22 protein-coding genes and 1 tRNA gene are annotated in these 26,547 nt (G+C 55.4%); 15 read left to right on the top strand and 8 right to left on the bottom strand.

Annotation, left to right across the window (positions count from 1 at the left end):
* Position 1 precedes the first annotated feature (1 nt).
* Entirely contained in the window at positions 2 to 868 is an 867-nt protein-coding gene (locus ACFPLB_RS09230) for an N-acetylmuramidase domain-containing protein (RefSeq protein ID WP_378229058.1), read from the bottom strand.
* A gap of 189 nt (positions 869 to 1,057) precedes the next feature.
* Between ACFPLB_RS09230 and trhO the strand changes: the two genes are divergently transcribed.
* The 6 genes from trhO to ACFPLB_RS09200 all read left to right on the top strand — a co-directional run bounded on the left by trhO (position 1,058) and on the right by ACFPLB_RS09200 (position 5,805).
* Positions 1,058 to 1,984 (top strand): oxygen-dependent tRNA uridine(34) hydroxylase TrhO, encoded by a 927-nt coding sequence (gene trhO, locus ACFPLB_RS09225; protein WP_378229057.1) that lies wholly within the window; start codon positions 1,058 to 1,060, stop codon positions 1,982 to 1,984.
* A gap of 99 nt (positions 1,985 to 2,083) precedes the next feature.
* Complete coding sequence (locus tag ACFPLB_RS09220) at positions 2,084 to 2,815, top strand: tellurite resistance TerB family protein (protein WP_378229056.1); 732 nt, start codon at positions 2,084 to 2,086, stop codon at positions 2,813 to 2,815.
* Between the two features lie 153 nt (positions 2,816 to 2,968).
* Positions 2,969 to 3,721: an SDR family oxidoreductase gene (locus ACFPLB_RS09215; RefSeq protein WP_378229216.1), complete on the top strand. Its 753-nt coding sequence runs from the start codon at positions 2,969 to 2,971 to the stop codon at positions 3,719 to 3,721.
* Between the two features lie 43 nt (positions 3,722 to 3,764).
* Entirely contained in the window at positions 3,765 to 4,454 is a 690-nt protein-coding gene (locus ACFPLB_RS09210) for a GNAT family N-acetyltransferase (protein WP_378229055.1), read from the top strand.
* A gap of 12 nt (positions 4,455 to 4,466) precedes the next feature.
* The gene (locus ACFPLB_RS09205) at positions 4,467 to 5,438 is read left to right on the top strand and encodes a cation diffusion facilitator family transporter (protein WP_378229054.1); all 972 of its coding nucleotides are present in this window, start codon (positions 4,467 to 4,469) and stop codon (positions 5,436 to 5,438) included.
* 160 nt (positions 5,439 to 5,598) lie between these two features.
* Positions 5,599 to 5,805: a hypothetical protein gene (locus tag ACFPLB_RS09200; RefSeq protein WP_378229053.1), complete on the top strand. Its 207-nt coding sequence runs from the start codon at positions 5,599 to 5,601 to the stop codon at positions 5,803 to 5,805.
* Here the strand turns inward: ACFPLB_RS09200 and ACFPLB_RS09195 are convergent, their stop codons facing one another.
* The 3 genes from ACFPLB_RS09195 to ACFPLB_RS09185 all read right to left on the bottom strand — a co-directional run bounded on the left by ACFPLB_RS09195 (position 5,806) and on the right by ACFPLB_RS09185 (position 8,510).
* Positions 5,806 to 6,861, bottom strand: a complete 1,056-nt coding sequence (locus ACFPLB_RS09195; protein ID WP_378229052.1) for a nickel/cobalt transporter — start codon at positions 6,859 to 6,861, stop codon at positions 5,806 to 5,808.
* Positions 6,858 to 7,538: a DUF1007 family protein gene (locus ACFPLB_RS09190; protein ID WP_378229215.1), complete on the bottom strand. Its 681-nt coding sequence runs from the start codon at positions 7,536 to 7,538 to the stop codon at positions 6,858 to 6,860. Before ACFPLB_RS09190 ends, ACFPLB_RS09195 begins: the two co-directional genes overlap by 4 nt.
* A 72-nt stretch (positions 7,539 to 7,610) precedes the next feature.
* Positions 7,611 to 8,510 carry a LysR family transcriptional regulator gene (locus tag ACFPLB_RS09185; protein ID WP_378229051.1) on the bottom strand — a complete coding sequence of 300 codons (900 nt, stop codon included), beginning with the start codon at positions 8,508 to 8,510 and terminating at the stop codon, positions 7,611 to 7,613.
* Positions 8,511 to 9,259: 749 nt separating this feature from the next.
* Here ACFPLB_RS09185 and odc2 point away from each other — a divergent pair.
* Positions 9,260 to 10,393, top strand: a complete 1,134-nt coding sequence (gene odc2 / locus ACFPLB_RS09180; RefSeq protein WP_378229050.1) for an ornithine/lysine decarboxylase — start codon at positions 9,260 to 9,262, stop codon at positions 10,391 to 10,393.
* 120 nt (positions 10,394 to 10,513) lie between these two features.
* On the opposite strand, the gene ACFPLB_RS09175 is transcribed toward odc2, so the two are convergent.
* The gene (locus tag ACFPLB_RS09175; RefSeq protein ID WP_378229049.1) at positions 10,514 to 12,160 is read right to left on the bottom strand and encodes an MFS transporter; all 1,647 of its coding nucleotides are present in this window, start codon (positions 12,158 to 12,160) and stop codon (positions 10,514 to 10,516) included.
* A 244-nt stretch (positions 12,161 to 12,404) separates the two neighbouring features.
* Here ACFPLB_RS09175 and amaB point away from each other — a divergent pair, with 244 nt between their 5' ends.
* The 5 genes from amaB to scpA all read left to right on the top strand — a co-directional run bounded on the left by amaB (position 12,405) and on the right by scpA (position 20,022).
* Positions 12,405 to 13,922: an L-piperidine-6-carboxylate dehydrogenase gene (gene amaB / locus ACFPLB_RS09170; protein WP_378229048.1), complete on the top strand. Its 1,518-nt coding sequence runs from the start codon at positions 12,405 to 12,407 to the stop codon at positions 13,920 to 13,922.
* A gap of 84 nt (positions 13,923 to 14,006) precedes the next feature.
* Entirely contained in the window at positions 14,007 to 15,539 is a 1,533-nt protein-coding gene (locus tag ACFPLB_RS09165) for an acyl-CoA carboxylase subunit beta (protein WP_378229047.1), read from the top strand.
* A gap of 25 nt (positions 15,540 to 15,564) precedes the next feature.
* Positions 15,565 to 15,846 (top strand): hypothetical protein, encoded by a 282-nt coding sequence (locus ACFPLB_RS09160; protein WP_378229046.1) that lies wholly within the window; start codon positions 15,565 to 15,567, stop codon positions 15,844 to 15,846.
* A gap of 22 nt (positions 15,847 to 15,868) precedes the next feature.
* On the top strand, positions 15,869 to 17,872 hold the full coding sequence (locus ACFPLB_RS09155; RefSeq protein ID WP_378229045.1) for an acetyl-CoA carboxylase biotin carboxylase subunit: 2,004 nt from the start codon (positions 15,869 to 15,871) through the stop codon (positions 17,870 to 17,872).
* Positions 17,872 to 20,022: a methylmalonyl-CoA mutase gene (gene scpA, locus ACFPLB_RS09150; RefSeq protein ID WP_378229214.1), complete on the top strand. Its 2,151-nt coding sequence runs from the start codon at positions 17,872 to 17,874 to the stop codon at positions 20,020 to 20,022. Before ACFPLB_RS09155 ends, scpA begins: the two co-directional genes overlap by 1 nt.
* 24 nt (positions 20,023 to 20,046) lie before the next feature.
* On the opposite strand, the gene ACFPLB_RS09145 is transcribed toward scpA, so the two are convergent.
* Positions 20,047 to 20,979, bottom strand: a complete 933-nt coding sequence (locus ACFPLB_RS09145) for a LysR substrate-binding domain-containing protein (RefSeq protein ID WP_378229044.1) — start codon at positions 20,977 to 20,979, stop codon at positions 20,047 to 20,049.
* 91 nt (positions 20,980 to 21,070) lie between these two features.
* Here ACFPLB_RS09145 and ACFPLB_RS09140 point away from each other — a divergent pair, with 91 nt between their 5' ends.
* Together ACFPLB_RS09140 and ACFPLB_RS09135 are read left to right on the top strand one after the other, a co-directional pair.
* A complete protein-coding gene (locus tag ACFPLB_RS09140; RefSeq protein ID WP_378229043.1) occupies positions 21,071 to 22,261 on the top strand; it encodes an acyl-CoA dehydrogenase in 1,191 nt (396 codons plus the stop codon).
* A 115-nt stretch (positions 22,262 to 22,376) separates the two neighbouring features.
* A complete protein-coding gene (locus ACFPLB_RS09135) occupies positions 22,377 to 23,510 on the top strand; it encodes a CaiB/BaiF CoA transferase family protein (protein WP_378229042.1) in 1,134 nt (377 codons plus the stop codon).
* A gap of 468 nt (positions 23,511 to 23,978) precedes the next feature.
* On the opposite strand, the gene ACFPLB_RS09130 is transcribed toward ACFPLB_RS09135, so the two are convergent.
* Positions 23,979 to 24,055: transfer RNA gene (locus ACFPLB_RS09130), tRNA-Met, on the bottom strand.
* 218 nt (positions 24,056 to 24,273) lie between these two features.
* On the opposite strand from ACFPLB_RS09130, the gene ACFPLB_RS09125 reads away from it, so the two are divergent.
* The gene (locus tag ACFPLB_RS09125) at positions 24,274 to 25,236 is read left to right on the top strand and encodes a Gfo/Idh/MocA family protein (protein WP_378229041.1); all 963 of its coding nucleotides are present in this window, start codon (positions 24,274 to 24,276) and stop codon (positions 25,234 to 25,236) included.
* 100 nt (positions 25,237 to 25,336) lie between these two features.
* Here ACFPLB_RS09125 and mnmA read toward each other — a convergent pair whose 3' ends face one another.
* Positions 25,337 to 26,524 carry a tRNA 2-thiouridine(34) synthase MnmA gene (gene mnmA / locus ACFPLB_RS09120; protein WP_378229040.1) on the bottom strand — a complete coding sequence of 396 codons (1,188 nt, stop codon included), beginning with the start codon at positions 26,522 to 26,524 and terminating at the stop codon, positions 25,337 to 25,339.
* Positions 26,525 to 26,547: the final 23 nt, after the last annotated feature.

Here is a 26,547-nt window from a genome sequence, read left to right as displayed (position 1 = left end):
CTCACCAGAACAGGCTTTTGATGGCATCCCACCAACGGCTTAAGGCGGGGGCTGTCGCTTTGTTGAGTGCTGCCCGGGTTTGCGGGCCAACAATGCCATCAATTACAAGGCCATGGGTTTTTTGAAAGCTGCGTATGGCTTTTTGCGTTGCTGGACCAAACAGCCCGTCAATTTGCAAGGCAAAGCCTTGTCTGTTTAATTGACGCTGAAGATCCATGACAGCCTCACCTTTGGCGCCGCGCCGCAGTAGTATGGTTGCAGAGGCTGATGGTGGCAGTTGTGTTCCTGAAACATGGCGGGCATAAGCGGCAGCCAATTTGCGATCATATGAATTTTTGGCGAAAGCCGGGCCATTATAGCTGCGGGCAAAGCCTTGCCAGTCATGGGTGTTCAGCAGTTTGACCAGCCCGGCCTTGTTGATATAGCGCACCATCAGCCTGATCTGACCGGCAGCGCCGGAACGGGCTTCGCCAACCAGACCCTGCACATTGGCAAAGCCCAGCCATGACCAATGCGCACCCATCACCTGACCGACGCCCCATGAGGTTGATTCATAGGCGGCATTGGCATCGATCCTGGCGGCCTTTTCCAACAGGTTCCAGCGTTTTGCCTGCGTGGAAGGGTTGGCGATGGCGCCAGCCACTGGCGAGGAAAGCCCTTGCTGACGGGCCTGCATCTGTTTGACCCCAGACAGGCGGCGGTCAAAATAATGGCCCTCAAAGCGGATCAGCGGTTCATTGCGTCCATTGACGACCGCAAAAAGCCGCCCGCCGCTTTCCACCTCCATGACCGCAAGCAATGCGGCAGGCTCAATTCCGGCACGTTTGGCCTCGGCATGTGTCTGCTTTATAATGGCGTCGGAAAACATTGGCCGGTCCCTTTTTGACAAATTCCTGTCCGGGACCAAGTGTCAGTGCAATTTTGCCATCGGGCATAAATCAATGGCCATGATCTTGCGTGTTTTCATGAAGGGGCTGGAAGTGCAGGCTTTTCTTTCTTGCTGCTGTGGCAGTCAGACATCTTGTGTCCACGCTTGAGAGGCGTTACGCCCGCTCTTATGAACACAAACGCCACTCCCTTGCATTTTCACGTTGCCGCCCTTTACCGTTTTTGCCGGCTGGAGCGCTTTGAACAATTGCGTGAGCCTCTGGCCGCCTTTTGTGAAGAGCGCGGCATTAAAGGCACATTGCTTCTAGCGCGCGAGGGCATCAATGGCACGGTTGCCGGAACACAAACAGCGATTGCCGAACTGATTGCCTTCCTTGATTCGCAACCGGAACTGAACGGCCTTGAGGTCAAATATAGTGAGGCGACCGGCATGCCCTTTCACCGTATGAAGGTGCGGCTGAAGCGTGAAATCGTGACCATGGGAGTTGAGGGGATCGATCCTTTGGAAAGTGTCGGCGCCTATGTTGCGCCTTCTGAATGGAATGAACTGCTTGCCGACCCGGATACGATCCTTATCGATACGCGCAATGATTATGAAGTGGCGCTGGGCACCTTCAAGGGCGCGGTTGACCCGCGCACCACAACATTTCGCGAATTTCCACAATGGGTGGAAGACCATAAAAGCGAATTGGAAAATCGCAAGGTGGCCATGTTCTGTACCGGCGGTATCCGCTGTGAGAAGGCGACGGCTTTTGTCAAATCGCTTGGCTTTGAGGATGTTTTTCACCTCAAGGGCGGCATTTTGAAATATCTGGAGGAAGTGCCGCAAGATGACAGCCTGTGGGAAGGTGAGTGTTTCGTCTTTGACGAGCGCGTTTCGGTTACCCACGGGCTGGAAGAGGGGGAGGCGCAATTGTGCCGGGCCTGTCGCCATCCGCTGACGCCACAAGAGCGTGCTTCACCCAAATATATTGCAGGCATTGCCTGTGAATATTGCCATGACAGCCGCAGCGATGAGGACCGTGCCCGCTATGCGGAACGCCAGCGGCAGGTGGAACTGGCGGCAAAACAAGGGCGTGAACATATCGGTAGCTGAATGATTGTTTTCTTTTTGGAGCTATGATCCGGTGTCATTGTAATGACAGGATTGACGTCCTAGTTATTTGAACAGAAAATCGTCAGGCTGGAGACGCCCATGTTCGACCCCAAGAAACTTCTTGATGATCTGCTTGGCTCACAAATTCCCGGAACGACGGGAAGCGTACGCGATAAAGCCGGGCAGGCCGTGCAGATGGCAAAGGATAATCCGCTGGCTGCAGGTGCGATTGCTGCCGTGCTTTTAGGCACAGAACCGGGCCGCAAGGTGGGAGGTACAGCGCTCAAGCTCGGTGGTCTGGCGGCCATTGGCGGGCTTGCCTATAAAGCCTATCAAAATTACCAGAATGGTCAGCAGCCAGATGAAGCCGCACCTGCACAGGAACAGGTGTTGTTGCCTGCGCCGGAAGACACAGGCTTTGCCCCTTCGCAGGCGCCGCAAGGCGAAACCGAATTTGCGCTGACACTGGTGCGCGCCATGATTGCCGCCGCCCATGCCGATGGTGCGATTGATGAGGAAGAAAAGCGTCGTATCAGTGAAAAACTGAGCCTGTCGGGGCTGGATGCCGAGGCTGAAGATTTTTTGAAAGCCGAACTGGCTGCGCCGCTTGGCCTGGAAGAATTGGTAAAAGCGGCAAAAACCGAACCGCAAAAAATAGAGCTTTATACGGCCTCGCGCCTTGCTGTTGATGCCGATACACGCGCAGAACGTGGCTATCTGGACCTGCTGGCCGGTCGTCTTGGTCTTGCCGATCAGCTTATCGACCATATTGAGGCAACGCTTGCCGCAACCTCTGTTGCGCCTGCGCCCGCGCCTGCCTCTCCCTGGTAGGGGTTTTTTTAAGATTTTATTAACCTTGTGGGTGCAGCATTTGTCTATAAACGGACGTGCTTTCCTCCTCCCGGGTATTGTCCGTAAACTGGGGCGGTCGTGAATGACCGCCCTTTTTGTGTCTGATCTTCACGAAAGGGAGCACGGATCATGATGGTTAAAGGAACTGCTGTCGTCACCGGGGCCGGCTCCGGCATTGGCAAATGTGCTGCACAGGCTTTGTTGCGGGCTGGCTGGAACACGGTGTTTTGCGGCCGCCGCAAAGCGCCTCTGGAAGCGGCTGTGCAGGAAGTTACAGATGCGCAGGCAAAAGGTCTGGCCGTGTCTTGCGATGTGAGCGTGGCTGAACAGGTCGATGAACTGTTTAAAACCACGGTTGAAACGTTTGGGCGCATTGATCTCTTGTTCAACAATGCCGGGATGGGGGCAAAAGCTGCTCCCATTGATGAAATTCCGGTTGAAAGCTGGCAGCAAGTGGTGGGCGTCAATCTGACCGGGTCGTTTTTATGCGCGCGCGCGGCCTTTGGCATTATGCGCCGTCAAAGCCCGATGGGTGGGCGCATTATCAATAACGGGTCGATTTCCGCTCATGCGCCGCGTCCCGGTTCCGTGCCGTATACGACGACCAAACATGCCATTACCGGCCTGACAAAAACGCTGGCGCTGGATGGACGCGCCTACAATATTGCCTGCGGGCAGATCGATATTGGTAATGCCTTGACAGAAATGGCTGCGCCCATGGCCTCAGGTATTCAGCAGGCGGATGGACGCATGGCTGTCGAGGCGGTGATGGATGTTGAGCGGGTGGCGGAGGCTGTCGTCTATATGGCCGGTCAGCCGCTTGACGCCAATGTCCTGTTCATGACGGTCATGGCAACAAAAATGCCTTTTGTCGGCCGCGGGTAAAGGTCTATCGTGCTGGTTTCATAAAACGGCAGCGAGGCTGAAAATGACGGGCGGAGTGAAGGGCTGGCTACCAGGAGCGCGGACTCCTGAGCGCAAGAGCATGACAGGCCGGACTGTGCGGCTGGAACCGCTGGAAGCCGACCGCCATGGCGATGAATTGTTTGAGGCGTCTTCGGTGCCGGATGCCGGGACACGCTTTACCTGGCTTGGCGATGACCCGCCACAGTCCCGCGCTGCCTTTCAGACCTGGCTGGAAAAAGCGCAGGCAAGTTCTGACCCGTTGTTTTTTGCCGTCATTGATCAGGCCAGCGGCAAGGTGGCCGGACGCCAGACCTTGATGCGCATTGATGCAAATCATGGTGTGGCCGAGATCGGCAACATTTATTGGGGACCATTGATTTCGCGCAAAGTCGCAGCCACGGAAGCCCAGTTCCTGTTTGCATCCTATATATTCGATGAGCTTGGCTATCGGCGCTATGAATGGAAATGCGACAATGCCAATGAGCCGTCAAAACATGCGGCGAAACGTTTCGGATTCCGGTTTGAGGGGCTTTTCCGCCAGCATATGGTGATCAAGGGAAAAAATCGCGATACGGCGTGGTTTTCGATCATCGATCAGGAATGGCCAGCTTTGAAAATTGCCTATATGAAGTGGCTCGATCCATCCAATTTTGATGTGGCAGGGCAGCAGATAAGGCGGCTGGAGGAGTTCAGAGCTGACAATCAGGCCTGAAAGGTACGGTTTATGGCCCCTTCACATCATCACGGGCATGATCATGGTGCACACAGCCATGGCTCGGGCGACAAGCGCCGGGTGCTGATTGTCGCCTGTCTGACCGGCAGCTTCATGATTGCCGAGGCGCTGGGCGGTCTTTTTACCAATTCCCTGGCGCTGCTTGCCGATGCCGGTCACATGTTGACCGATTCACTGGCGCTCAGCCTTGCCTGGTACGCTTTCCACCTTGCTGAACGACCTGCCACACGGCGTATGTCTTATGGCTTTGCGCGCGTGAAAACGCTGGTGGCCTACACCAATGGCATTGCCATTTTTATTGTGGCGCTGTGGATTATCTATGAGGCATGGCAGCGTTTTTTGCAGCCGCCGCCAATTTTGGGAACACCAATGCTGGTGATTGCAAGTCTTGGGCTGGTGGTCAATATTATCGGTTTCTGGGTTCTGCATGGCGGCGACCGCGACAGTTTGAATATGCGCGGCGCACTCTTGCATGTGATCGGTGATCTGCTTGGCTCGGCGGCGGCAATTGCGGCTGCTTTGATCATTATTTTGACAGGCTGGACGCCGATTGACCCGATCCTTTCGGTTCTTGTGGCGGTGATCATCTTGTCAACGGCGTGGCGTTTGATGCGCGATGCGGCACATTTTCTGCTGGAAGGCGCACCAGAGGAACTGGATGCGGAATCAATTGAAGCGGATCTGAAAGACACGATTGCCGGGGTGCGTGATGTGCACCATGTGCATTTATGGTCGCTGGATGGCACAAAGCATATCGCCACGCTTCATGCCTGCCTGAAGGAAGGAACCGATATGCAGGAAGCGGTTCATGCCATCAAAGCACGGTTAAGGTCGAAACATGGTGTGGAGCATGCCACTGTTGAGACGGAATTTGGTCCCTGTGTTGACAGGCATTGCACTCATGCCGGAGAAGAGCACAGCCATTTCGGCCATGATCTGGCAAAACATGCCCACCAGCATTGAATGTGGGTGATCTGAATTTTTTGTTTTAGCTGCCTTTGTGCTTGCGCCAGATATAAGCATCTGTGCTCACAAAATGCTCTAGGTCTTTGTTTATACGCATGATCTTGTCTGAAAAGTCTGCAACTTTTCAGGATCATGCTCTAGCCTGCTGAGGAATGAGATGAACCGTGAAACCAGACAGACGGCAATTGCCACTTTTCTGATTTTGGCAATTTTCGGCACATTTCTGTATTTCGTGCCGACCATCATGCTGGCTGTGGGCAAAATATCGTCGGCTCTGGGCGTTGTGGTCATTGGTGTGGTGCTGCTGGCGCCCTTTCTTTTCTTCTGGCTGCGGGCCCGCAGCCAGAAGAAGAAAGCTGACTGATTACTGGCTCAGGCTCGCTGACAGCAGCGTCAGGCCAACCAGAAAGATGAATGCAGCAGCACCAATTTCGACTGCCACGTGAATGCGGTTGCCGAGCGATCCGCCACCGGCCAGCAGCACGGCCCAGTTCTTGGCCGTGACCGCCAGCACAGCCAGGGCGGAAACGGTGATGGCGGTGCCGAGCGCCATGGCCAGAACCGACAGCGTGCCCGCCACCCATAAGCCGTTCAGCATGGCGAAAGACAAGACGATCAGCGCCCCTGAACAGGGCCTGAGACCAACGGCTGCAATGGCCGACCAGGCCGAGCGCCAGTCGAAATGTTCAGCACTCAGCAGGGCAGGGTCGGGCGCATGTGAATGGCCGCAGCTTGAGCATGTCGCGCCATCATGGTGATGATGATGGTGGTGATGGGGCTCATGATCGTGGCCATGATTGTGCCCATGATTGTGATTGTGGCTGTTGCCTGCTGCTGAAAGGCTGTGGGCTGGTGTGGGTGTGAGCATTTTTCGTAGCACTGGCCCGGCTTTTTTCCACAAAAGCCATGCCCCCAGTGCGGTGACAAAGACATAGCTTGTCACTTCCAGAAAATATGCGGCATTGGTCATGGAAACGGAGGTTCCGCGCAGCACGAAATAGGCAAGCATCATGACGATGATGGCGGTTTTTGCCTGAATGAAGGCAGAGATGAAGGCCAGCGCCACGCCGCGGCGCAATGCGACTTCATTGGCCAGCATATAAGAAGAAATAACGGCCTTGCCATGGCCCGGTCCTGCGGCGTGGAATATGCCATAGGCAAAAGACAATCCCACCAGCGTCCATGCCTGTCCGCCCTCGTCACGCATTGCTTTCATGGTGGAAGAAAGCGAGCGATAAAAAGCCTGCTGATGCTGATTGATCCACATCATCAACCCGGAAAACAGTCCGCTTGAGGGCACGATGGCATCGTTGGCGCCGATGCCGAGCGAGCTTTGCGCATGGGCGTGGGTGGCAAAATGCGATAGCACATAGGCGATTGTCAGCAGGGCAAAGATTGCACGTATGGCGGTTTTTTTCATGGCGACGGATTTCCTGACCCCGGGCAGTTCAGTTCAAGGCGGGTGGCAAAAATCCGGCTCATATCGGTGCCTGCCGGATCGTTGAAAAAGGCTTCGGTCAGGGTTTGCTGATTTTCAGCCAGGACTGTGTCGGGATCAGGACGCACCACTTGCTGCGAACAGATGGAGGGCAGGCCAGGCGCTGCCATATTGGCGTCCTGCGTGAAGTCGATTGCCGTATAGAAGGTCGGGTCATAGACGCTGATGCGAATGTCTCCGGCAAGTGTGATCGGGGTTTGCGCTTCGGATTCAAACAGGATGATCAGTTGATTGTTCTCGAAGTTGGCCATGATGCTGGCTGGCGGGTTCATTTCCATATCCTGGCCATTAACCGTGATGAACTGAAAGTAGGAAAAATCAGCCAATGAGGCGTGGATTGTATTGGCCACCTCCTGCAATTCACCATCATCCAGTTTCAGATCGGCATTGGCGTCAAATTCCATCAGGACGGTGGCTGAAAACAGATCGTCAAAGCGCCATAGATGGCGCAACGCCTGTATTGCCGGTTGCTTGCTTTCAAACACGACATCAAGCCGGGCTTCGGCAAAGACATGGGGATGTGCCCGGGCAGAAAGGGTTGCTGCAAACAAGGCCGCCAATAGCGCCCCGATTTTCAGCAGCACTGATTTTGGCCGCATTGAAAACTCGTATCCCTGACAGGAGGTCTGGTGAAGGATGCTCATGAAACAGGCAAAATTAAGGGCGCGCCGTCATGATTTTTCTCGGGTTTTGAACCAGTTGGCGAGAAAGTCGACAAGGATGCGGACTTTGGTCGGCAGATAGCGGCGATGTGGATAGACTGCAAAAATCCCCCCATCGCTCAGCGTATGATCTTGTAAAACCGGAACCAGCCGGCCGGCTTTAATTTCGGGGGTGGCAATAAAGTCCGGCAGACCGGCAAAACCCAGGCCCGACAGGGCAGCAGCCCGCGCTGCCATGGGGCTGTTGACCTCGATGGGGCCAGAAACCGTGACGCTGATCATCGTGTCACTTTCGCTCTTGAACGGCCAGTTGGACAGCCAGCGGCCATTGGTGTCGATGATGCAGGGCATAGTGGCCAGATCCTGCGGGTGCAAGGGGGCGCCTTGTGCGGCGATCAGTTCAGGCGTGCCGCAGATACACACATAAAAGGGAGCCAGCTTGCGGGCAATCAGTGATGAGCTTTCCAGCCGTGAAATGCGGATGGCAAGGTCGAACCCTTCCTCGACCATATCGACAAAGCGGTCATCGAGGTGAATTTCGAGGATGATTTCAGGATGCTCCTTGGCAAAGTCGATCAGCGACTGGCCGATGGGCGCATCGGCAAAGGCACGCGGGGCCGAAATTTTGATACGCCCGCGCACATCTCCAGATGATTCGCGCACCGAATCAGCCAGGTTGTCGATTTCCTTCACAATCTCGGAAGCACGTTTGTAATAGCTATGGCCTGCCTCTGTCAGGGAAAACTGGCGTGTCGTGCGGTTGAGCAGCAAGGCGCCCAGATCATCTTCCAGTTCACGCACATATTTGGAAAGCAGCGCTTTGGAGCGGCCAATCTTGCGCGCGGCGGCGGAAAATCCTTCCGCTTCCACGACATTGAGAAAGGCGCGCATGCGGGTGAGAGTGTCCATGAAGGGCTCCTTGTGTCGAACGGCTGCCCGCTTTTTATCTATGCCTTAGAGCGCCGTGCGTCCTGTCGGACGCACAAAGGACGCTCTAACTCTTTGAATGAGCATCGGAATTATCCAAAAACCGATTCCACTTTTTGGTCCGATGCTCTAATCCCGCGACTGGTTTTTTTGAGTTCGCAAGACAGGCTTTGTCGTCTTCAATTCTGAAACGATGGGGAGAGAATTGTTCAGCGCAGATAATTTTACAAGATGGGTGAAAAAAATGATTGATTGTATCAGGCGCTGAACCTATATCCCGGCTGCCCAAAGTCGCACGTGCCTGTGGGCGTCCCCCGATTCCTCGAATGGCGAGAATGATCGGGACGGTACCCGGGAAGTAACACGCCCGGTTGATCAGATGGCCAACCACCTGATCGAGGACGCCTTGAAGCAACGACGGTGCGGGCCTTTCTGGTGTCTGCCGATCGTCCATAGATCGGGGTTACTGAAGAGGCACACCTTCATTGCCGGCAGTGCGGTTGGGATTTTTCCATCCAAGCCAAGGCAGACAAAGCGAGCACAAGTCTTGTTCCAAAACTGGCAAGGCTTTTGCTCACCGCCGCGGAAAGGCGTTTCGAGGTTCTGGTGTCTCCACCGGCCGGTTCCTCGCATATTCCCTTCCCGTTTTGTCCTTTGTGTTCATGCGCGGCTGGCAGCCCGCCTGACGCCGAGCCCTTGTGTGCGCCCTGCGGCGTGATGGAGACTGTTTGATGACAACCCAGCGTATTCTGGACTTCCTTGCCACCCGACGCCCGAACGGCCCATGCCTTGTTGTGGATCTTGAGGTGGTGCAGGACAATTATCACGCCTTTGAAAAAGCATTGCCGCAATCGCGTATTTTTTATGCGGTAAAGGCCAATCCCGCGCCTGAAATTCTGCGTCTTCTTGCCGGTCTGGGCTCATCTTTTGATACGGCGTCCGTGGCCGAGATCGAGATGGCGCTGGAGGCAGGGGCAACGCCTGACCGCATCAGCTATGGCAACACCATCAAGAAGGAGCGCGATATTGCGCGCGCTCATGAGTTTGGTATTCGCCTGTTTGCAGTTGATTGCGTGGAAGAGGTGGAAAAGATTGCCCGTGCCGCCCCCGGTGCGCAGGTGTTTTGCCGGGTGCTGACCGATGGCGAGGGCGCTGAATGGCCCTTGTCACGCAAATTTGGCTGTGTGCCCGCCATGGCTGTCGATGTCTTGCGCCGGGCCGCAGCCCTTGGTCTTGATGCTTATGGTGTCTCATTTCATGTTGGCTCGCAGCAGACCGATCTTGCCGCATGGGACCGTGCATTGACAGATGCCAAAAGCGTTTTTGCCGCACTCGCAGCCGAAGGTATCGTTTTGCGCATGGTCAATATGGGCGGCGGTTTTCCCACCCGCTATCTGAGCGACGTACCGACGGCGCAGGCCTATGGCGAAGCGATTTTTGAAGCCTTATCGAAGCATTTCGGCAATCGCATTCCCGAGACCATCATTGAGCCGGGTCGCGGCATGGTTGGCAATGCCGGTGTCATCAAGTCCGAGGTGGTCCTGATCTCGAAAAAGGCCGATAATGACAATCTGCGCTGGGTCTATCTCGACATTGGCAAATTCGGCGGGCTGGCCGAAACCATGGATGAGGCGATCCGCTATCCGATTGTGACCCCGCGTGACGGGGATGCGGTGGAGCCTTGTGTTCTGGCCGGGCCAACCTGTGATTCGGCCGATGTCATGTATGAGAAAAACCCCTATCCGCTGCCCTTGTCACTGACCATTGGTGATGAGGTGCTGATTGAAGGCACAGGCGCTTACACAACCACTTATTCAGCCATTGCCTTCAATGGTTTTGAGCCTTTGCGGTCTTATGTGATCTGAAGGGCGGCACAAATACCTTGTCTCCTGAAGCTGGTTCCCGGTTTCAGGAGACAGGCTCTAAGTTATTGTTTATACGCATAATCTTATCTGAAAAGTCTGCAACTTTTCCAGGATCATGCTCTAATGCAGATCGATGGGGCCGCGGGGCGACACAAGGGTTCGCTCAAGGCTGGTCTGGCGCTCGATCATGCGCCGCACGCGCGGGCGCTCCTTGCCGCTGTGCAGGGCGCGAATCCGCTGGCTGATTTCAGCATCGGCATGTGTGGCGCGGAAGTTGTGGCGCACATATTCCAGCCATGTGGGCGTGTGGTAGGATTCGATCCAGATTTCAGGATTGCCAAGATCGCGCGCCAATGTCCAGTTGCGGGCGCCGTCACGGCGGCGGATGCGGCGGCGCTCGGCCATCAGGTCAATGAATTCGGGCAGATCCTTCTGCTTGATGACATATTCAATGGTGATCGCAATGGGGCCGCTGCGCGGTTTCAGATCGAGTGAAAGCAGAGGTTCGGTCCAGCGGTTCAAAGGATCGAGATTCATGGTGGCAAGCTGCGGCAGCGGCACGAGAAAACCGATGGCGCCGCCAGCCAGCATGGAAATACCGGCAACAACCAGCGCCGTGTCAACGCCATGTGTTTCAGCAACCGCACCCCAGATCCAGCTTCCCAGCGCAATGCCGCCAAAAGTGGCGGTCTGATAGATGGACAGCGCCCGGCCAACCACCCAGCGCGGTGTCGACATCTGCACCGTAATGTTAAAATGTGACAGCGCCAGAACCCAGCAGGCGCCGCCGATCAGCAAACCGATGGCGGTGAGCCAGGCATTGGAGCTGAATGCGGCGATAAAGGCGCAGATGCTGAAACCGAGAAAGGCGTAGCGCACCATCGTCTCACTGGACAGCAATTGGCGCAACCGGTTGCTGGTCAGTGCGCCGACAACGGCGCCCGCACCGAATGCGCCAAGCAGGATGCCAAAGGTCAGCGGGCCTCCCTTGATGAGATCACGCGCCACCAGCGGCAGCAAAGCCATGATGGCGCCGCTGGTGGCGCCAAAGATGGAGGCGCGCAACAGAACCTTGCCGATATTGGGCGACATGGTGACATAGCGAATGCCTGCCCCCATGGCTGCGCGTAGTGTTTCGCGGGGCAGTCTTCTGGCGGGCAGGTCGGGCTTCCAGCGGGATAAAACCGTAATCAGCGCAATATAGCTGGCGGCGTTGACGGCAAAGGCAGCCGCTGCTCCTGCCGCGGCAACGATGATGCCGCCAATGGCGGGGCCAACGCTACGGGTCAGGTTGAAACCCATCGAGTTCAGCGCCACGGCTGCTGGCAGATCCTCCCGCGGCACCATATCGCCCACCGATGCCTGCCAGGAGGGGCTGTTAAGTGCGGTGCCGCAGCCAAGCAGAAAGGTGAAGGACAATAAAAGCCAGGGGGTGAGAAGGCCGCCATAGGCAAATATGGTCAGCAGCACGGAGACGACAAGCATGAAGCCTTGCGCCACCAGTAGAATTTTGCGCCGGTCGAAACTGTCGGCAATAGCGCCCGAAGCCAGTGAAAACAGCATGACGGGCAGGGCCGTTGAAGCCTGAACAAGGGCCACCATATCTGACGATGTGGCAATGGAGGTCATCAGCCAGGCTGCGCCGACGCTTTGAATGAGGCCGCCGAAATTGGAGGCAAGGCTGGCCAGCCACACAGAACGGAAGATTCCATGCCTGAAGGGGGCGAGCGTCGAACTTTTATGTGCGTCGTGTTCGTCGTCGATCAAGCCTTTTGCCCCATCATGTGCTGTTCTTTTTTACGGACCGGAATTGTCAATTCCAAATCATATATTGACTGTAGATCGTTTCGGAGAAGTTCATTTATGGCAAGTGCGTATTGTTGTCGGGGCAAAGCATATGTGGGGGGTGGCGCAGGTGAGCGGGAACAGTTAGCTTGGGGCAAATCCGGGGCATGATGTGAAAATCCATGTGACGCCCTGAAACAGATAAACTGCTTACTGAGGTGATTTTATGACTTCTATCGCAAAAGAAACATCCGGGCTGCTGGCAAAACTTGGCGTTTCTCCCGGCGCTCTTTCAGGCGGTGATCTGGGGGTAACCAGCCCGGTGACCGGCGAGGAGATTGCGCGGGTGAGCCAGATTTCGGCCAAGGATGCTGGCAAGGCGATTGATGAGGCTCATGCGGCATTTTTAAAGTGGCGTCTGGTGCCCGGTCCGCGCCGGGGTGAACTGGTGCGCCTGCTTGGCGAAGAACTGCGCACCCATAAGGAAGAGCTGGGCCGGCTGGTGTCGATCGAAGTGGGCAAGATCCCGTCTGAAGGACTGGGTGAAGTGCAGGAAATGATCGATATTTGCGATTTTGCCGTTGGCCTGTCGCGCCAGCTTTATGGCTTGACCATCGCCACCGAGCGCCCTGGCCATCGCATGATGGAAACCTGGCAGCCATTGGGGGCTGTGGGGGTTATTTCAGCCTTCAACTTCCCCGTTGCGGTGTGGTCGTGGAATGCAGCGCTGGCGCTGGTTTGTGGCGATTCCGTTGTCTGGAAGCCTTCGGAAAAAACACCGCTGACAGCACTTGCCTGTGAGGCGATCTTTGCCCGTGCGGCTGAGCGCTTTGGTGATGATGCGCCTGAAGGGCTGCTTAAGGTTCTGATTGGCGGAGCCGATGTTGGTGAGGCGCTGGTTGATCATGCAAAAATTCCGCTGGTCTCGGCCACGGGGTCCACACGCATGGGCCGTGCGGTGGGGCCACGTCTGGCTGGCCGTTTTGCCCGCGCCATTCTGGAATTGGGTGGCAATAATGCCGGTATTGTGTGTCCGAGCGCCGATCTTGACATGACGCTGCGCGCTATTGCCTTTGGCGCGATGGGAACTGCCGGGCAGCGCTGCACGACGATGCGCCGTTTGTTTGTGCATGAGAGCGTTTATGACCAGCTCGTGCCACGGCTGAAAAAGGCTTATGAAAGTGTTTCCGTCGGCAATCCGCTGGAAGGCAAGGCGCTGATCGGGCCGCTGATCGACAAGCAGGCATTTGAGGGCATGCAAAAGGCGCTGGATGCTGCCAAAGCGGCGGGCGGTTCGGTCACGGGTGGCGCGCGTGTTGACACTGGTGATGCCGATGCCTGGTATGTGCGTCCGGCCATTGTCGAAATGCCTTCCCAGACCGGGCCGGTACTGGAAGAAACTTTTGCGCCGATCCTTTATGTGATGAAATATTCGGATTTTGACGAGGTGCTTGTTTCACACAATGCGGTGGGCGCTGGCCTGTCATCGTCAATCTTCACACGTGATCTGCAAGAGGCTGAGCGCTTCCTGTCGCCTGAAGGGTCCGACTGCGGCATTGCCAATGTCAATATTGGCACGTCGGGCGCTGAAATCGGCGGCGCATTTGGCGGTGAGAAGGAAACCGGCGGCGGACGCGAAAGCGGCTCCGATGCGTGGAAGGCCTATATGCGCCGAGCCACCAACACCATCAATTATTCAAAGGCGCTGCCGCTGGCGCAAGGTGTTTCCTTCGACATCGACTGAATATGGGTCCGGGGACCGGGGACTGGAGGCCCCGGAACTGAACCAGTTTCGGGGAGGCCGGAATGCGGGCCGGGAGAAAAGCTGATGCGTGATATTCTTGAACAATTGGAAGAACGTCGCGCTCAGGCCCGCCTCGGCGGTGGCCAGAAGCGTATTGATATTCAGCACGCCAAGGGCAAGCTGACCGCGCGTGAACGTCTTGAGGTGCTTCTGGATGAAGGCTCCTTTGAAGAGTTCGACATGTATGTCCTGCACCGCGCCACCGATTTTGGCATGGCCAGCCATAAAATAGCCGGTGATGGTGTCGTCACCGGATGGGGCACCATCAATGGCCGTCTGGTCTATGTGTTTTCGCAGGATTTTACCGTTCTTGGTGGCTCATTGTCGGAAACCCATGCGCAAAAAATCTGCAAGATCATGGATATGGCGGTCAAGAATGGCGCGCCGATAATCGGGCTGAATGATTCTGGCGGCGCGCGCATTCAAGAAGGTGTGGCCTCGCTGGCTGGCTATGCCGAAGTGTTTAAACGCAATGTCGATGCTTCAGGCGTGGTGCCGCAGATTTCACTGATTATGGGGCCGTGCGCAGGCGGTGCGGTCTATTCACCGGCCATGACCGACTTCATCTTCATGGTGCGTGATTCATCTTACATGTTCGTCACTGGCCCGGATGTGGTCAAAACCGTCACCAATGAAATTGTCAGTGCCGAAGAGCTGGGCGGCGCGCGCACCCATACGCAAAAATCTTCCGTTGCAGATGGCGCTTTTGAAAATGATGTCGAGGCGCTGGAGGGTGTGCGCAAACTGTTTGACTATCTGCCGCTCAACAATCGCCAAAAGCCGCCGCTGCGCCCCTTTTATGATGATCCGCAGCGAATTGACAAAAAGCTCGATACGCTGGTTCCTGATTCAGCCACCAAACCTTACGACATGAAGGAACTGATCGTGACGCTTGCCGATGAGGGCGATTTTTTTGAAATTCAGACAGAGTTTGCCAAAAATATCATCATTGGCCTGATACGCATTGAAGGGCAAACAGTGGGGGTGGTCGGCAACCAGCCCATGGTGCTGGCGGGATGTCTTGATATTGATTCCTCGCGCAAGGCGGCGCGTTTCGTGCGCTTTTGCGATGCTTTCAACATTCCTTTGCTGACACTGGTGGATGTACCGGGCTTTTTACCCGGGACCGCTCAGGAATATGGCGGTGTCATCAAGCATGGCGCGAAACTTTTATTTGCCTATGCGCAGGCAAGTGTGCCGATGGTGACGCTGATTACCCGCAAGGCCTATGGCGGGGCCTATGATGTGATGGCCTCCAAACATATCGGTGCTGACATCAATTATGCCTGGCCAACGGCTGAGATTGCCGTCATGGGCGCCAAGGGGGCAACCGAAATTCTTTACCGTTCTGAACTGGGTGATGCTGAAAAGATTGCCGGGCGAACCCGGGACTATGAGATCAATTTCGCCAATCCGTTCAAGGCGGCCGAGCGTGGCTTTATTGATGAGGTGATCATGCCCCATTCTTCGCGCCGCCGCATTGCCCGGGCATTTGCCGCCCTTCGCAGCAAGCGGGTGGAAGGCCCGTGGCGCAAGCACGACACTATGCCGCTTTGAGTTGGGGTGGAGAGCCGGAGCTATCATGATCAAGCCGAAACTGACGCCGGAGGAGGCCCGCAAGGACCATCAACAGATGCTGCGTTTCATGGCGCTGCATGCTCTGGTGGGAGCATTGATCGGCGCATTTGCCGGATTTGCCATCATCTGGTTCGACATTGGCGGCATTGGCAGTTTGATCTGGAAAGCGCGCAACCCGGTGCTTGCCGGGTTGCTGATCGTTGCGCCCTTCGCCTTCATATTCGGTGGCATGGCAACAGCTTCGGCTATCATCACCATGCCATATGATAAAAAATTCAGGGATTGAAATTTGCGGGGCGCGGCCAGTGATGTTTAAAAAAATCCTTGTCGCCAATCGCGGCGAAATCGCCTGCCGGATCATTTACTCGGCAAAAAAGCTCGGTATTGCAACGGTTGCGGTCTATTCCGATGCCGATCGTGGCGCGCTGCATGTGAGCGAAGCTGATGAGGCGGTGCCTATCGGTCCGGCTCCCTCAAACCAGTCTTATCTTGTCATTGACAAGATCCTTGAGGCCATCCGCCAGACCGGGGCTGACGCCGTTCATCCCGGCTATGGGTTCTTGTCGGAAAATGCCGCCTTTGCCGAAGCGCTGGAAAAAGAAGGCGTGGCCTTCATTGGCCCGCCTGCCCATGCCATTTACGCCATGGGTGACAAGATTGCCTCCAAGAAACTGGCGGGGGAAGCCGGTGTCAGCACGGTTCCGGGCCATATGGGGCTGATTGCGGATGCAGATGAAGCTGTGCGCATTGCCGCATCCATCGGCTATCCGGTGATGATCAAGGCTTCAGCCGGTGGTGGTGGCAAGGGGATGCGCATTGCCAAAAATGACGGGGAAGCGCGTGAGGGGTTTTGCGCCTCCCAAAATGAGGCGAAATCCTCTTTCGGGGATGACCGTATTTTTATTGAAAAATTTATTACCCGGCCGCGCCATATCGAGATTCAATTGCTGGGCGACCAGCATGGCAATATTCTTTATCTGGGCGAGCGCGAATGTTCGATCCAGCGCCGCAATCAAAAGGTGATCGAGGAAGCCCCCTCACCATTTCTTGATGAAAAAACACGCAAGGCCATGGGTGAGCAGGCCGTCGCGCTGGCGCGTGCGGTTGGTTATTATTCGGCCGGGACGGTTGAATTCATCGTCGGTCAGGACAAGAAATTCTATTTCCTTGAAATGAATACCCGCCTTCAGGTCGAGCATCCGGTAACGGAGCTGATTACCGGCATTGATCTGGTGGAGGAAATGATCCGTGTGGCGGCAGGTGAAAAACTGCGCATGGGGCAAGGCGATGTGAAGCTGAATGGCTGGGCCATTGAAAGCCGTCTTTATGCTGAAGACCCGTATCGCAATTTTTTACCCTCTATTGGCCGTCTGACCCGCTATCGCCCGCCGGTGGAAGGCAAAACACCCGATGGCAGCATTATCCGTAACGATACCGGCGTGTTTGAGGGTGGTGAAATCTCCATGCATTATGACCCCATGATTGCCAAATTATGCACATGGGCGCCTGATCGTGCTCAGGCAATTGAAGCTATGGGACGCGCCCTTGATGATTTTGAGCTGGAAGGCATTGGCCATAATCTGCCCTTCCTGTCAGCAGTGATGGCGCAGCCGCGCTTTCGTGAAGGCCAGCTAACCACCGCCTATATTGCCGAGGAATTTCCAGATGGCTTTTTGGGCGTGGTGGCAAGTGAGGATCAATTGCGGTCTCTGGCCGCCATTGCCGCCTTCATTCATGTGAGACTTACGCGCCGGGCAGCGCAGATTTCGGGCGCGCTGACCAATCATGCGCGCTTGATCGGTGATAAATGGGTTGTCTTGATTGACAAGCGGGAATTTGCGCTTGTGCTTGTACAGGCTGAGGAGGCTGAACATGTCGCCTTTGAAGATGGGCAAAGCCTGACCGTTAAAAGTGACTGGCTGCCGGGCGCCACCCATGCGGCTTTCTGGATTGATGGTCAGCTTATGGGTGTCAAGACTGAACTCAATGGCTCATCATTACGTCTGCGCTGGTATGGAATTGATGTAAAAGCCTTTATACGCAGCCCGCGCATTGCCGAATTGGCGCGGCTGATGCCGGAAAAACTGCCGCCGGATACGTCAAAAATGCTGCTATGCCCAATGCCGGGTATCGTGACCGCCATTTCTGTTGCTGAAGGTGATGCGGTCGAAGAAGGACAAGTGCTTGCCACTGTCGAGGCGATGAAAATGGAAAATGTGCTGCGCGCCGAAAGGGCAGCCAGGGTTTTGCATATTGCTGTTGAGCCGGGGGTAAGCCTTGCCGTTGATGAACTCATCATGGAGTTTGAATGATGGGGACTCGAAAGACCGGTCCTGATCTTGCCGACTGGCGCGCTCTGGCTGAAAAAGAGGCCAGACGCGACCCCGACAGTCTGGTGTGGGAAACGCCTGAAGGCATTGCAATCAAGCCGCTTTATACGTCTGCTGATCTTGACGGTGCACAGCATCTGGACAGCCTGCCGGGATTTGCGCCTTTCATGCGCGGACCGCGCGCCACCATGTATGCCGGGCGGCCATGGACCATTCGCCAATATGCCGGGTTTTCAACAGCACAAGAAAGCAATGCTTTTTACCGCAAGGCGCTGGCGGCCGGTCAGCAAGGTGTGTCGGTGGCCTTCGATCTTGCCACCCATCGCGGCTATGACAGCGATCATCCGCGCGTTGTCGGAGATGTCGGCAAGGCCGGTGTGGCCATTGATTCCGTTGAGGATATGAAAATCCTGTTTGACGGCATTCCGCTTGAAAAAATTTCAGTGTCGATGACCATGAATGGCGCGGTCATTCCGGTGCTTGCCAGTTTCATCGTGGCTGGCGAAGAGCAGGGCGTGGCAAGAGCGCAATTGTCGGGCACCATTCAAAACGACATTTTAAAAGAGTTCATGGTCCGCAATACCTATATTTATCCGCCTGAACCTTCCATGCGCATTGTTGCCGATATTATCGACTATACAGCGCGTGAAATGCCGAAATTCAACTCCATCTCCATTTCCGGCTATCACATGCAGGAGGCAGGCGCGACCCTGGTTCAGGAACTGGCCTTCACGCTGGCTAATGGACGCGAATATGTACGCGCGGCCCTCAAGAAAGGCCTTGATGTTGATGATTTTGCCGGACGGCTTTCGTTCTTCTTCGCCATTGGCATGAATTTCTTCATGGAGGCCGCCAAGTTGCGCGCCGCGCGCCTGTTGTGGACGCGCATCATGGAAGAATTCGAGCCCAAAAAACCGGGTTCCTTGATGCTGCGCACCCATTGCCAGACATCGGGTGTGTCGCTTCAGGAGCAGGACCCTTACAATAATATTGTGCGCACCGCCTATGAGGCCATGGCCGCAGCCCTTGGCGGTACGCAATCGCTGCATACCAATTCCTTTGATGAGGCCATCGCATTGCCTACCGAGTTTTCGGCCCGCATTGCCCGCAACACCCAATTGATCCTTCAGCATGAAACGGGTGTCACCAAGGTCGTCGATCCGCTGGCCGGTTCTTATTATGTCGAAAGCCTGACTTTGGAACTGGCTGAAAAAGCCTGGGCGTTGATTGAGGAAATCGAGGCCATGGGTGGCATGACCAAAGCCGTCAATGAAGGGTTGCCCAAGCGGCTGATCGAGGAGGCGGCAACCCGCAAACAGGCGGCGATTGATCGCGGTGATGAGGTGATTGTCGGCGTTAACAAATATCGTCTCGAAACCGAAGATGAGATTGATATTCTTGATATTGATAATGCCATGGTGCGTGAAGGCCAGATTGCCCGCATTGCACAGATCCGCCGCCAGCGTGACCCTGAAAAGGTTGAAGAAACACTGGAGCAATTGCGGAAGGTGGCACATTCAGGCAAGGGCAATCTCCTGGCGGCAGCCATTGAAGCAGCACGAGCGCGCGCCACGCTTGGCGAAATTTCAGATGCTATGCGCAAGGTTTTTGGCGACCATTCTTCTGTGTCGCAAGTGGTGCGCAAGGTTTATGGGGCAGCCTATGCGGGCGAGCCGGAATATGAAAATCTTGTTGAGCGGCTGGAGCAATTGGCGGGGGTGCTTGGGGGCTCACCGCGCATCATGGTGGCAAAGCTTGGGCAAGATGGCCATGACCGTGGTGCAAAGATTATTGCTTCGGCCTTTGGTGATCTGGGTTTTGAGGTGATTGCCGGGCCGCTGTTTCAGACGCCGGATGAGGCGGCGCAACTTGCCATACAGGAAAACGTGCAGGTGGTGGGCATGTCGTCGCTGGCGGCGGGCCATAAGACGCTGGCGCCGCAACTGGTCGAGGCGTTGAAGGCAAAAGGTGCTGAAAACATCATTGTCGTCGTCGGTGGCGTGGTGCCGCGTCAGGATTATCAATTCCTGCTTGACCATGGCGTGGCGGCCGTTTTTGGCCCCGGCACCAATGTGCTGGATGCTGCACACGCCGTACTTGATCTGATGGAAGGCAAGCGCCGTAATATGTAAGGCGAGCGGGCAGATGGCAGAAATTTATGTTTCTGTCGTCTGGAAAAGCCTGATTTCCTGTGTGAGCCAGTTGCGAAAACTGACCACGCCGGCATTGGCAGTTTTTTCGTGCGGGGTGATGAAATAATAGGCGCTTTCGCTTTCGATGGGCGGTTTGAGCGCCTTGACCAGTTGCCCGCTTGCCAGTTCGCCTTCAATTAAAAACAGCGGCATCAATGCGACACCAAGACCGGCACGGCAGGCTTGCGAGACATTCAAGAATTGCTCAAAGCGCATCCCTTCGCGATGCGGCTCTGCTATGCCAAAATGTGAAAACCAGAATTTCCAGCCTTGCGGGCGTGAAGCCATTTCCAGAAGCGGCAGTTTCAACAATGCAGCAGGGGATTTTATCGGATTTTGCAATAGAAAATCAGGGCTGCATACCGGCACGACCATTTCTTTTAATAAAAGCTGATGGTTGCAGCCGGGCCAGTCTGCGGTGCCGACATGGATGGCGGCATCAAGCTCTTCGCGCTCGAAATCGATCTGTCCGATCCGGGTTGAAAAACTGAGCGTTGTTTGCGGGTGTTTTTTCACATAATCGGGAATGCGCGGCAGCAGCCAGCGTGTGCCGAAGGTCGGCGGGAAAGCCAGCCGCAGCACATTTGGGGTATCTTGCGCCATGGCTTCCAGCGACAAGATACGCAAGCGTGTGATAATATCGGAAATGCCTTTGGCATAGCGCTGTCCGCGCTCGGTCAGGACCACGCCCTTGTTGTTGCGCAACAGCAGGGTTGCGCCAAGTTGCTCTTCCAGCGCGGCGATCTGGCGGCTGATGGCGCCGGGGGTCAGGTCGAGCGCCTGGGCTGCGGCTGAAAAACTGCCAAGCCTGGAAACGGCATCAAAGGCCGTGAGAGAGGCAGTTGAAGGAATGAGACGGCGTTGCAGCTTCTTGCTCCCGGTTTGAGAAAATCTCAAAGTGGATTGAGTAAATATGACTTGTGCGGGCGCAGGTCAAAGTCCAAAATCGCGTACCAAAATCAAACATGCGGCATGCCGGGAGCCATTCATGAGCAAGACATCCTTCGTATGGAGCGATCCATTCCTTTTCGACGATCAGCTAAGCGAAGAAGAGCGGATGATCCGTGATGCTGCCAAAGCCTTTGCCGATGAGGAACTGCGGCCGATTGTCGAGCATGCCTATATGGCAGAAGAAACCGATCCGGGCCTGTTTGCCAAAATGGGGGCGGCGGGCCTGCTTGGTGTCACGCTGCCGGAAGACTATGGCGCGGCCAATGCCAATTATGTTTCCTACGGGTTGGTGGCGCGTGAGGTTGAGCGCGTCGATTCCGGCTTTCGTTCGATGATGAGTGTGCAATCGTCGCTGGTGATCTATCCGATCTATGCTTATGGCTCGCAAGAACAGCGCCAGAAATATTTGCCGAGGCTCGTTTCGGGCGAATGGATCGGCTGTTTTGGCCTGACCGAGCCGGATGCCGGTTCTGATCCGGCTGGCATGAAGACCCGCGCCGAAAAGATCGATGGCGGCTGGCGGCTTAATGGCACGAAAATGTGGATTTCCAACGCGCCGATTGCCGATGTCTTTGTGGTCTGGGCCAAGGTGAAGGGCGAGGATGGCAAGGATGTCATTCGCGGCTTTGTGTTGGAAAAGGGCACAAAAGGCCTGTCTGCACCGAAAATTGGTGGAAAATTGTCGCTGCGCGCCTCGATCACCGGTGAAATCGTGATGGAGGATGTGGAGGTTGGTGAGGATGCGTTGCTGGCCGGTGTTTCTGGGCTGCGGGGGCCGTTCGGCTGTCTCAACCGGGCTCGTTATGGAATTGGCTGGGGTGTTTTAGGGGCTGCTGAAGAGTGCTGGACGCGGGCGCGCCAATATGGGCTTGATCGCCACCAGTTCAACCGGCCGCTGGCTGCAACCCAGCTTTATCAGAAGAAGCTGGCCGATATGCAGACCGAGATTACGCTTGGCCTGCAGGCGTGTCTGCGTGTGGGGCGGTTGCTGGACGAGGACCGCATGGCCCCGGAAATGATTTCCCTCATCAAGCGCAACAATTGCGGCAAGGCGCTGGATATTGCCCGTCAGGCGCGTGACATGCATGGCGGCAATGGCATCCAGATCGAGTTTGCTGTGATGCGTCATGCGCAGAATCTTGAAACGGTCAACACTTATGAAGGCACGCATGATGTGCACGCTCTGATTTTGGGACGGGCGCAAACCGGCCTTCAGGCGTTCTTCTAAAGCGTGTTGTGATCTTTCAGACTTACACTGACCGCTTTAAGTCTTTGTTTTTATGCATGATCTTATCTGAAAAGTCTGCAACTTTACCAAGATCATGCTCTAAAAGGATAAAAGGATGAAACATCCGCTTGAAGGTCTGCGCGTTGTCGAACTGGCGCGTATTCTGGCTGGTCCCTGGGCTGGCCAGACGCTGGCGGACCTTGGCGCGACGGTTATCAAGGTTGAGGCCCCTGAAGGTGACGATACACGCCGCTGGGGTCCGCCCTTTATCGAGCTTGGTGAAGAAATCTCTGCTGCCTATTTTCATGCCTGCAACCGCGGCAAGAAAAGCGTTACCGCTGATTTTCGCTCCCCCGATGATCTTGCGCGGGTGAAAGCGCTGATTGCACAGGCCGATGTTGTTATTGAAAATTTCAAGGTCGGTGGACTGGAAAAATTCGGGCTGAATTATGAGGCGCTTGCCCAAGCCAATCCGCGTCTGATCTATTGCTCGATCACCGGCTTCGGGCAGGATGGCCCTTATGCACATCGCGCCGGATATGATTTTATCATCCAGGGCATGGCGGGCCTCATGCATCTGACCGGTGAGCCGCAAGGCCAGCCGCAGAAGGTGGGGGTGGCTTTTGCAGATATTTTCACCGGGCTTTACGGGGTGATTGCCATTCAGTCGGCCTTGAGGATGCGTGAGGTGACGGGGCGCGGCCAGCATATTGATATGGCGTTGTTTGACAGCACAGTGAGCGTTCTGGCCAATCAGGCGATGAATTATCTGGCTTCGGGCGTCTCGCCCAAACGCCTTGGCAATGCGCATCCCAATATCGCGCCCTATCAGGTGTTTCCGGTTTCAGATGGTTATTTGATCATTGCCTGCGGTAATGATGGCCAGTTTGCAAAGCTGACTTCTGTGCTCGGGATTGGCGACATTGCCGCCGAGGAGCGCTTTGTCACCAATGAGCAGCGCGTTCGTAACCGTGCGGCGCTGACCGAAATTCTGGAAGCGCAGACCAAAACCATGGCTCGCGATGATTTGCTGGCTGCTTTGGAGCAGGCGGGCGTTCCGGCCGGGCCAATCAACACGCTTGAAGATGTATTTTCTGATCCCCAGATCGTTCAGCGCGCCATGGTGGTGGAAAATGATGGCGTAAAGGGCGTGCGCTCACCCATCAGATTTTCCGAGGCGGAGCTTTCAGTCTCGCACAGATCTCCCAAGCTGGGAGAGCATAACGGGACTGATTTTGAACAGGGCTGAGTCGGCTTGTCTGTGAGAAATCAAAAATAAAATAAATTATTTCAAAGATTTGTGCTGATCTGCGGCAGGACGTCGCAATAAGGATTGACGTACAGCGCATCCCGCGGCAAATTGTCGGCCCTGAGGAGGATGCTGAATGACCTATGCCGGAGAAATTATCGTAGCTACAATTCTGGGCCTGCTGGCGCTGGCGCTTATTTTGCCCTGGGTCTTGTAATTATGATGTAATGGCATGGTTGCTGAAAACTGGTTCGGCAGACCTCAAAATGCGGCTAAAACAAGAGCGTAGAGCATTTCATCCGTTTTTCGCGAAAATAAGAAATACTCTAGCAACAGGTATCAGCCAAAAATCCCCTCGCGGGCATCTGGAATGCACAGGGATATAAAAAAAGAGGCTTTTGGTAGCGGAGGTCCGTAGTGGTCAAGAACCCCAACAAAAGACCCGCCGAAAAAAGTTGGGGGTCTTGATGGTAGCGGAGGAGGGACTTGAACCCCCGACCTAAGGATTATGATTCCTCCGCTCTAACCAACTGAGCTACTCCGCCAAGAGTTGCAAGATTTGCCGCCAGAACGCTGGCGAGCCTTGCGAGGTCGGGCGGATATAAGGGGGCCATGGCTGACCTGTCAAGCGGGCAAGTGACTTGTTTGCCGGGAAAAGTCACCTATTTTTCGGATGTATGAAGAATACGTCTTTTCAGGCCGGGTTGAGTTCGGATAAGCCCGCCATTATGTACCAGCTACGATTTTTTTGAGTTTATCAGTGATGAAACCGCGTATTGCCGTTCTTGGCTGCGGGTATTGGGGCAGTAACCATATCCGAACCCTCAAGGCACTTGGAGCCCTTTATGCGGTCTCCGATGTCGATCATGCCCGTGCTGAAGCTTTTGCCCGTGAACAGGAATGCCGGGCACTGACGATGGATGCGCTTTTTGAGTGCGCCAAGGTCGATGCCATCGTCATGGCGCTGCCGCCGCAATTTCATGCACAAACCGCAATCCGGGCTGTTGAGGCAGGCAAAGATGTGCTGGTAGAAAAGCCGGTGGCGCTGACCGTTGAGGATGCTGAGCGTGCTGTAAGTGCTGCAAAAAAGCATTCGCGCATTTATATGGTCGGCCATGTGCTGCGCTTTCATCCGGCTTTCGAGGCATTGAAAGCCCTTGTCGATGATGGTGAATTGGGTGATATCCGCTATATTCATTCGCATCGGCTTGGCCTTGGCAAATTTCATGCGGAAAATGATGCTCTTTGGGATATTGCGCCGCATGATCTTTCCATGATCCTTGCGCTAACGGGGGCTCCTCCCCTTGATGTGCATGGCGAAGGGGCGGCAACGCTCGATCATTTGAGTGATTTTGTGCATCTCCACATGCGCTTTCCTGGCAATTTGCGCAGCCATTTGTTTGCCTCGCGCCTCAACCCGTATCGGGAACGGCGGCTGACAGTAGTGGGCAGCAAGGCCATGGCGGTGTTTGAGGATGTTGAGCCCTGGGAGCGCAAGCTTGCCTTATATCGCCACCGCGTCGAGCAAGAGAACGGGCACTGGACCTTCACCACGGTTGAACCGGACTATATCCCGATCGAGCAAGGCATGCCGCTGACGCGCGAGCTGGAGCATTTTATTCATTGCATCGAGACGCGGGAAAACCCGCGCACCGATGGTGAGGAAGCTGTTCAAGTGCTTCGGATTTTGACGGCTGGCACCGTGCGTCACCCAAGAGCGGTATAGGCCCAAGAGCGGTATAGGCAGCAAAAGATTTTTTGCAGTCAGATGGTTATATCTGGCGCAAGCACAAATGCGGCTAAAGCAAAAAATGCTCCAGGATTTTTTAACTCGCCATGTGTTCGGGCGCTGCGAGAAGGCAAGCCAGCATGGCTTCTGCTTTTGTGCTGCGCTCTGAACGGCTGATAAAGCCACCGCCCAGCACCCGGGCCTCATTATCATCGCTGGTATAAAGAACACAGGCCTGACCCGGTGCAATACCGGCTTCGCCGTCATTCAGTTCGACCATGACCACCCCTTCATTTTGGCGCAGAATGGCTGAACGGGGCAGGCGGGTTGAGCGCACCTTGGCAAAAAGCTCGATACCGGTGGCTGGAATGTCGTTGAGCGGCATGTCGCCCAGCCAGTTTACATCACGCAAATAGATTTTATGGGTTTCCAGCGCTTCGCGTGGACCGACAATGACGCGGGCATGCCTGGCATCAAGATGCAGGACATAAAGCGGATCACCCGCAGCCACGCCAATGCCCCGGCGCTGGCCGATTGTGTAGTGGACAATGCCTTCGTGCCTGCCAAGTGTACGCCCGTCAATATGCACGATCTCGCCGGGAGTGGCTGCTTCCGGCTTCAATTTGGCGATGATGTCGGAATATTTTCCTTGTGGCACAAAGCAGATGTCCTGACTGTCCTGCTTGGTGGCCACAGACAGCCCCATCTCCTGCGCCATTTCGCGCACGGCTGATTTTGGCAGGTCGCCGAGTGGAAAACGCAGATAGTCCAGTTGTTCTTGCGTGGTGGCAAACAGGAAATAGCTCTGGTCGCGGTCGGCATCGCACGGCCGGTAAAGCGCCCTGTGCGCTCCATTGGCGCGTGAGCGGATATAGTGGCCTGTCGCGAGTGCGTCGGCGCCAAGCTCTTTGGCGGTTGCCAGAAGATCGGCAAATTTTACCGTCTGGTTGCAGGTAATGCAGGGGATTGGCGTTTCGCCATGCACATAGCTTTCGGCAAACGGATTGATCACGGCCTCACGAAAGCGGCGTTCGTAATCGAGAACATAATGGGGAATGCCAAGCGTTTCACAAACCCGGCGGGCGTCGTCAATATCCTGTCCGGCACAGCAGGAGCCTGGCCGGTGCGTGGCCGAGCCATGGTCATAAAGTTGTAGCGTGACGCCGATGACATCATAGCCTTCCCGTTTGAGCAGGCCTGCCACCACGGAAGAATCGACGCCACCTGACATGGCGACGACAATGCGCGTATCCTGCGGGCGTGCGGGGAGATCCAGACTGTTCATCGGTTCATTTCCAAACTGCTGTC

Origin of the sequence: Aquamicrobium segne (assembly GCF_042656785.1) — a bacterium.
GTDB lineage: Bacteria > Pseudomonadota > Alphaproteobacteria > Rhizobiales > Rhizobiaceae > Mesorhizobium > Mesorhizobium segne.
The sequence above is the reverse complement of the archived record's forward strand: the minus strand, read 5'-3'. Positions and strand labels throughout refer to the sequence as shown.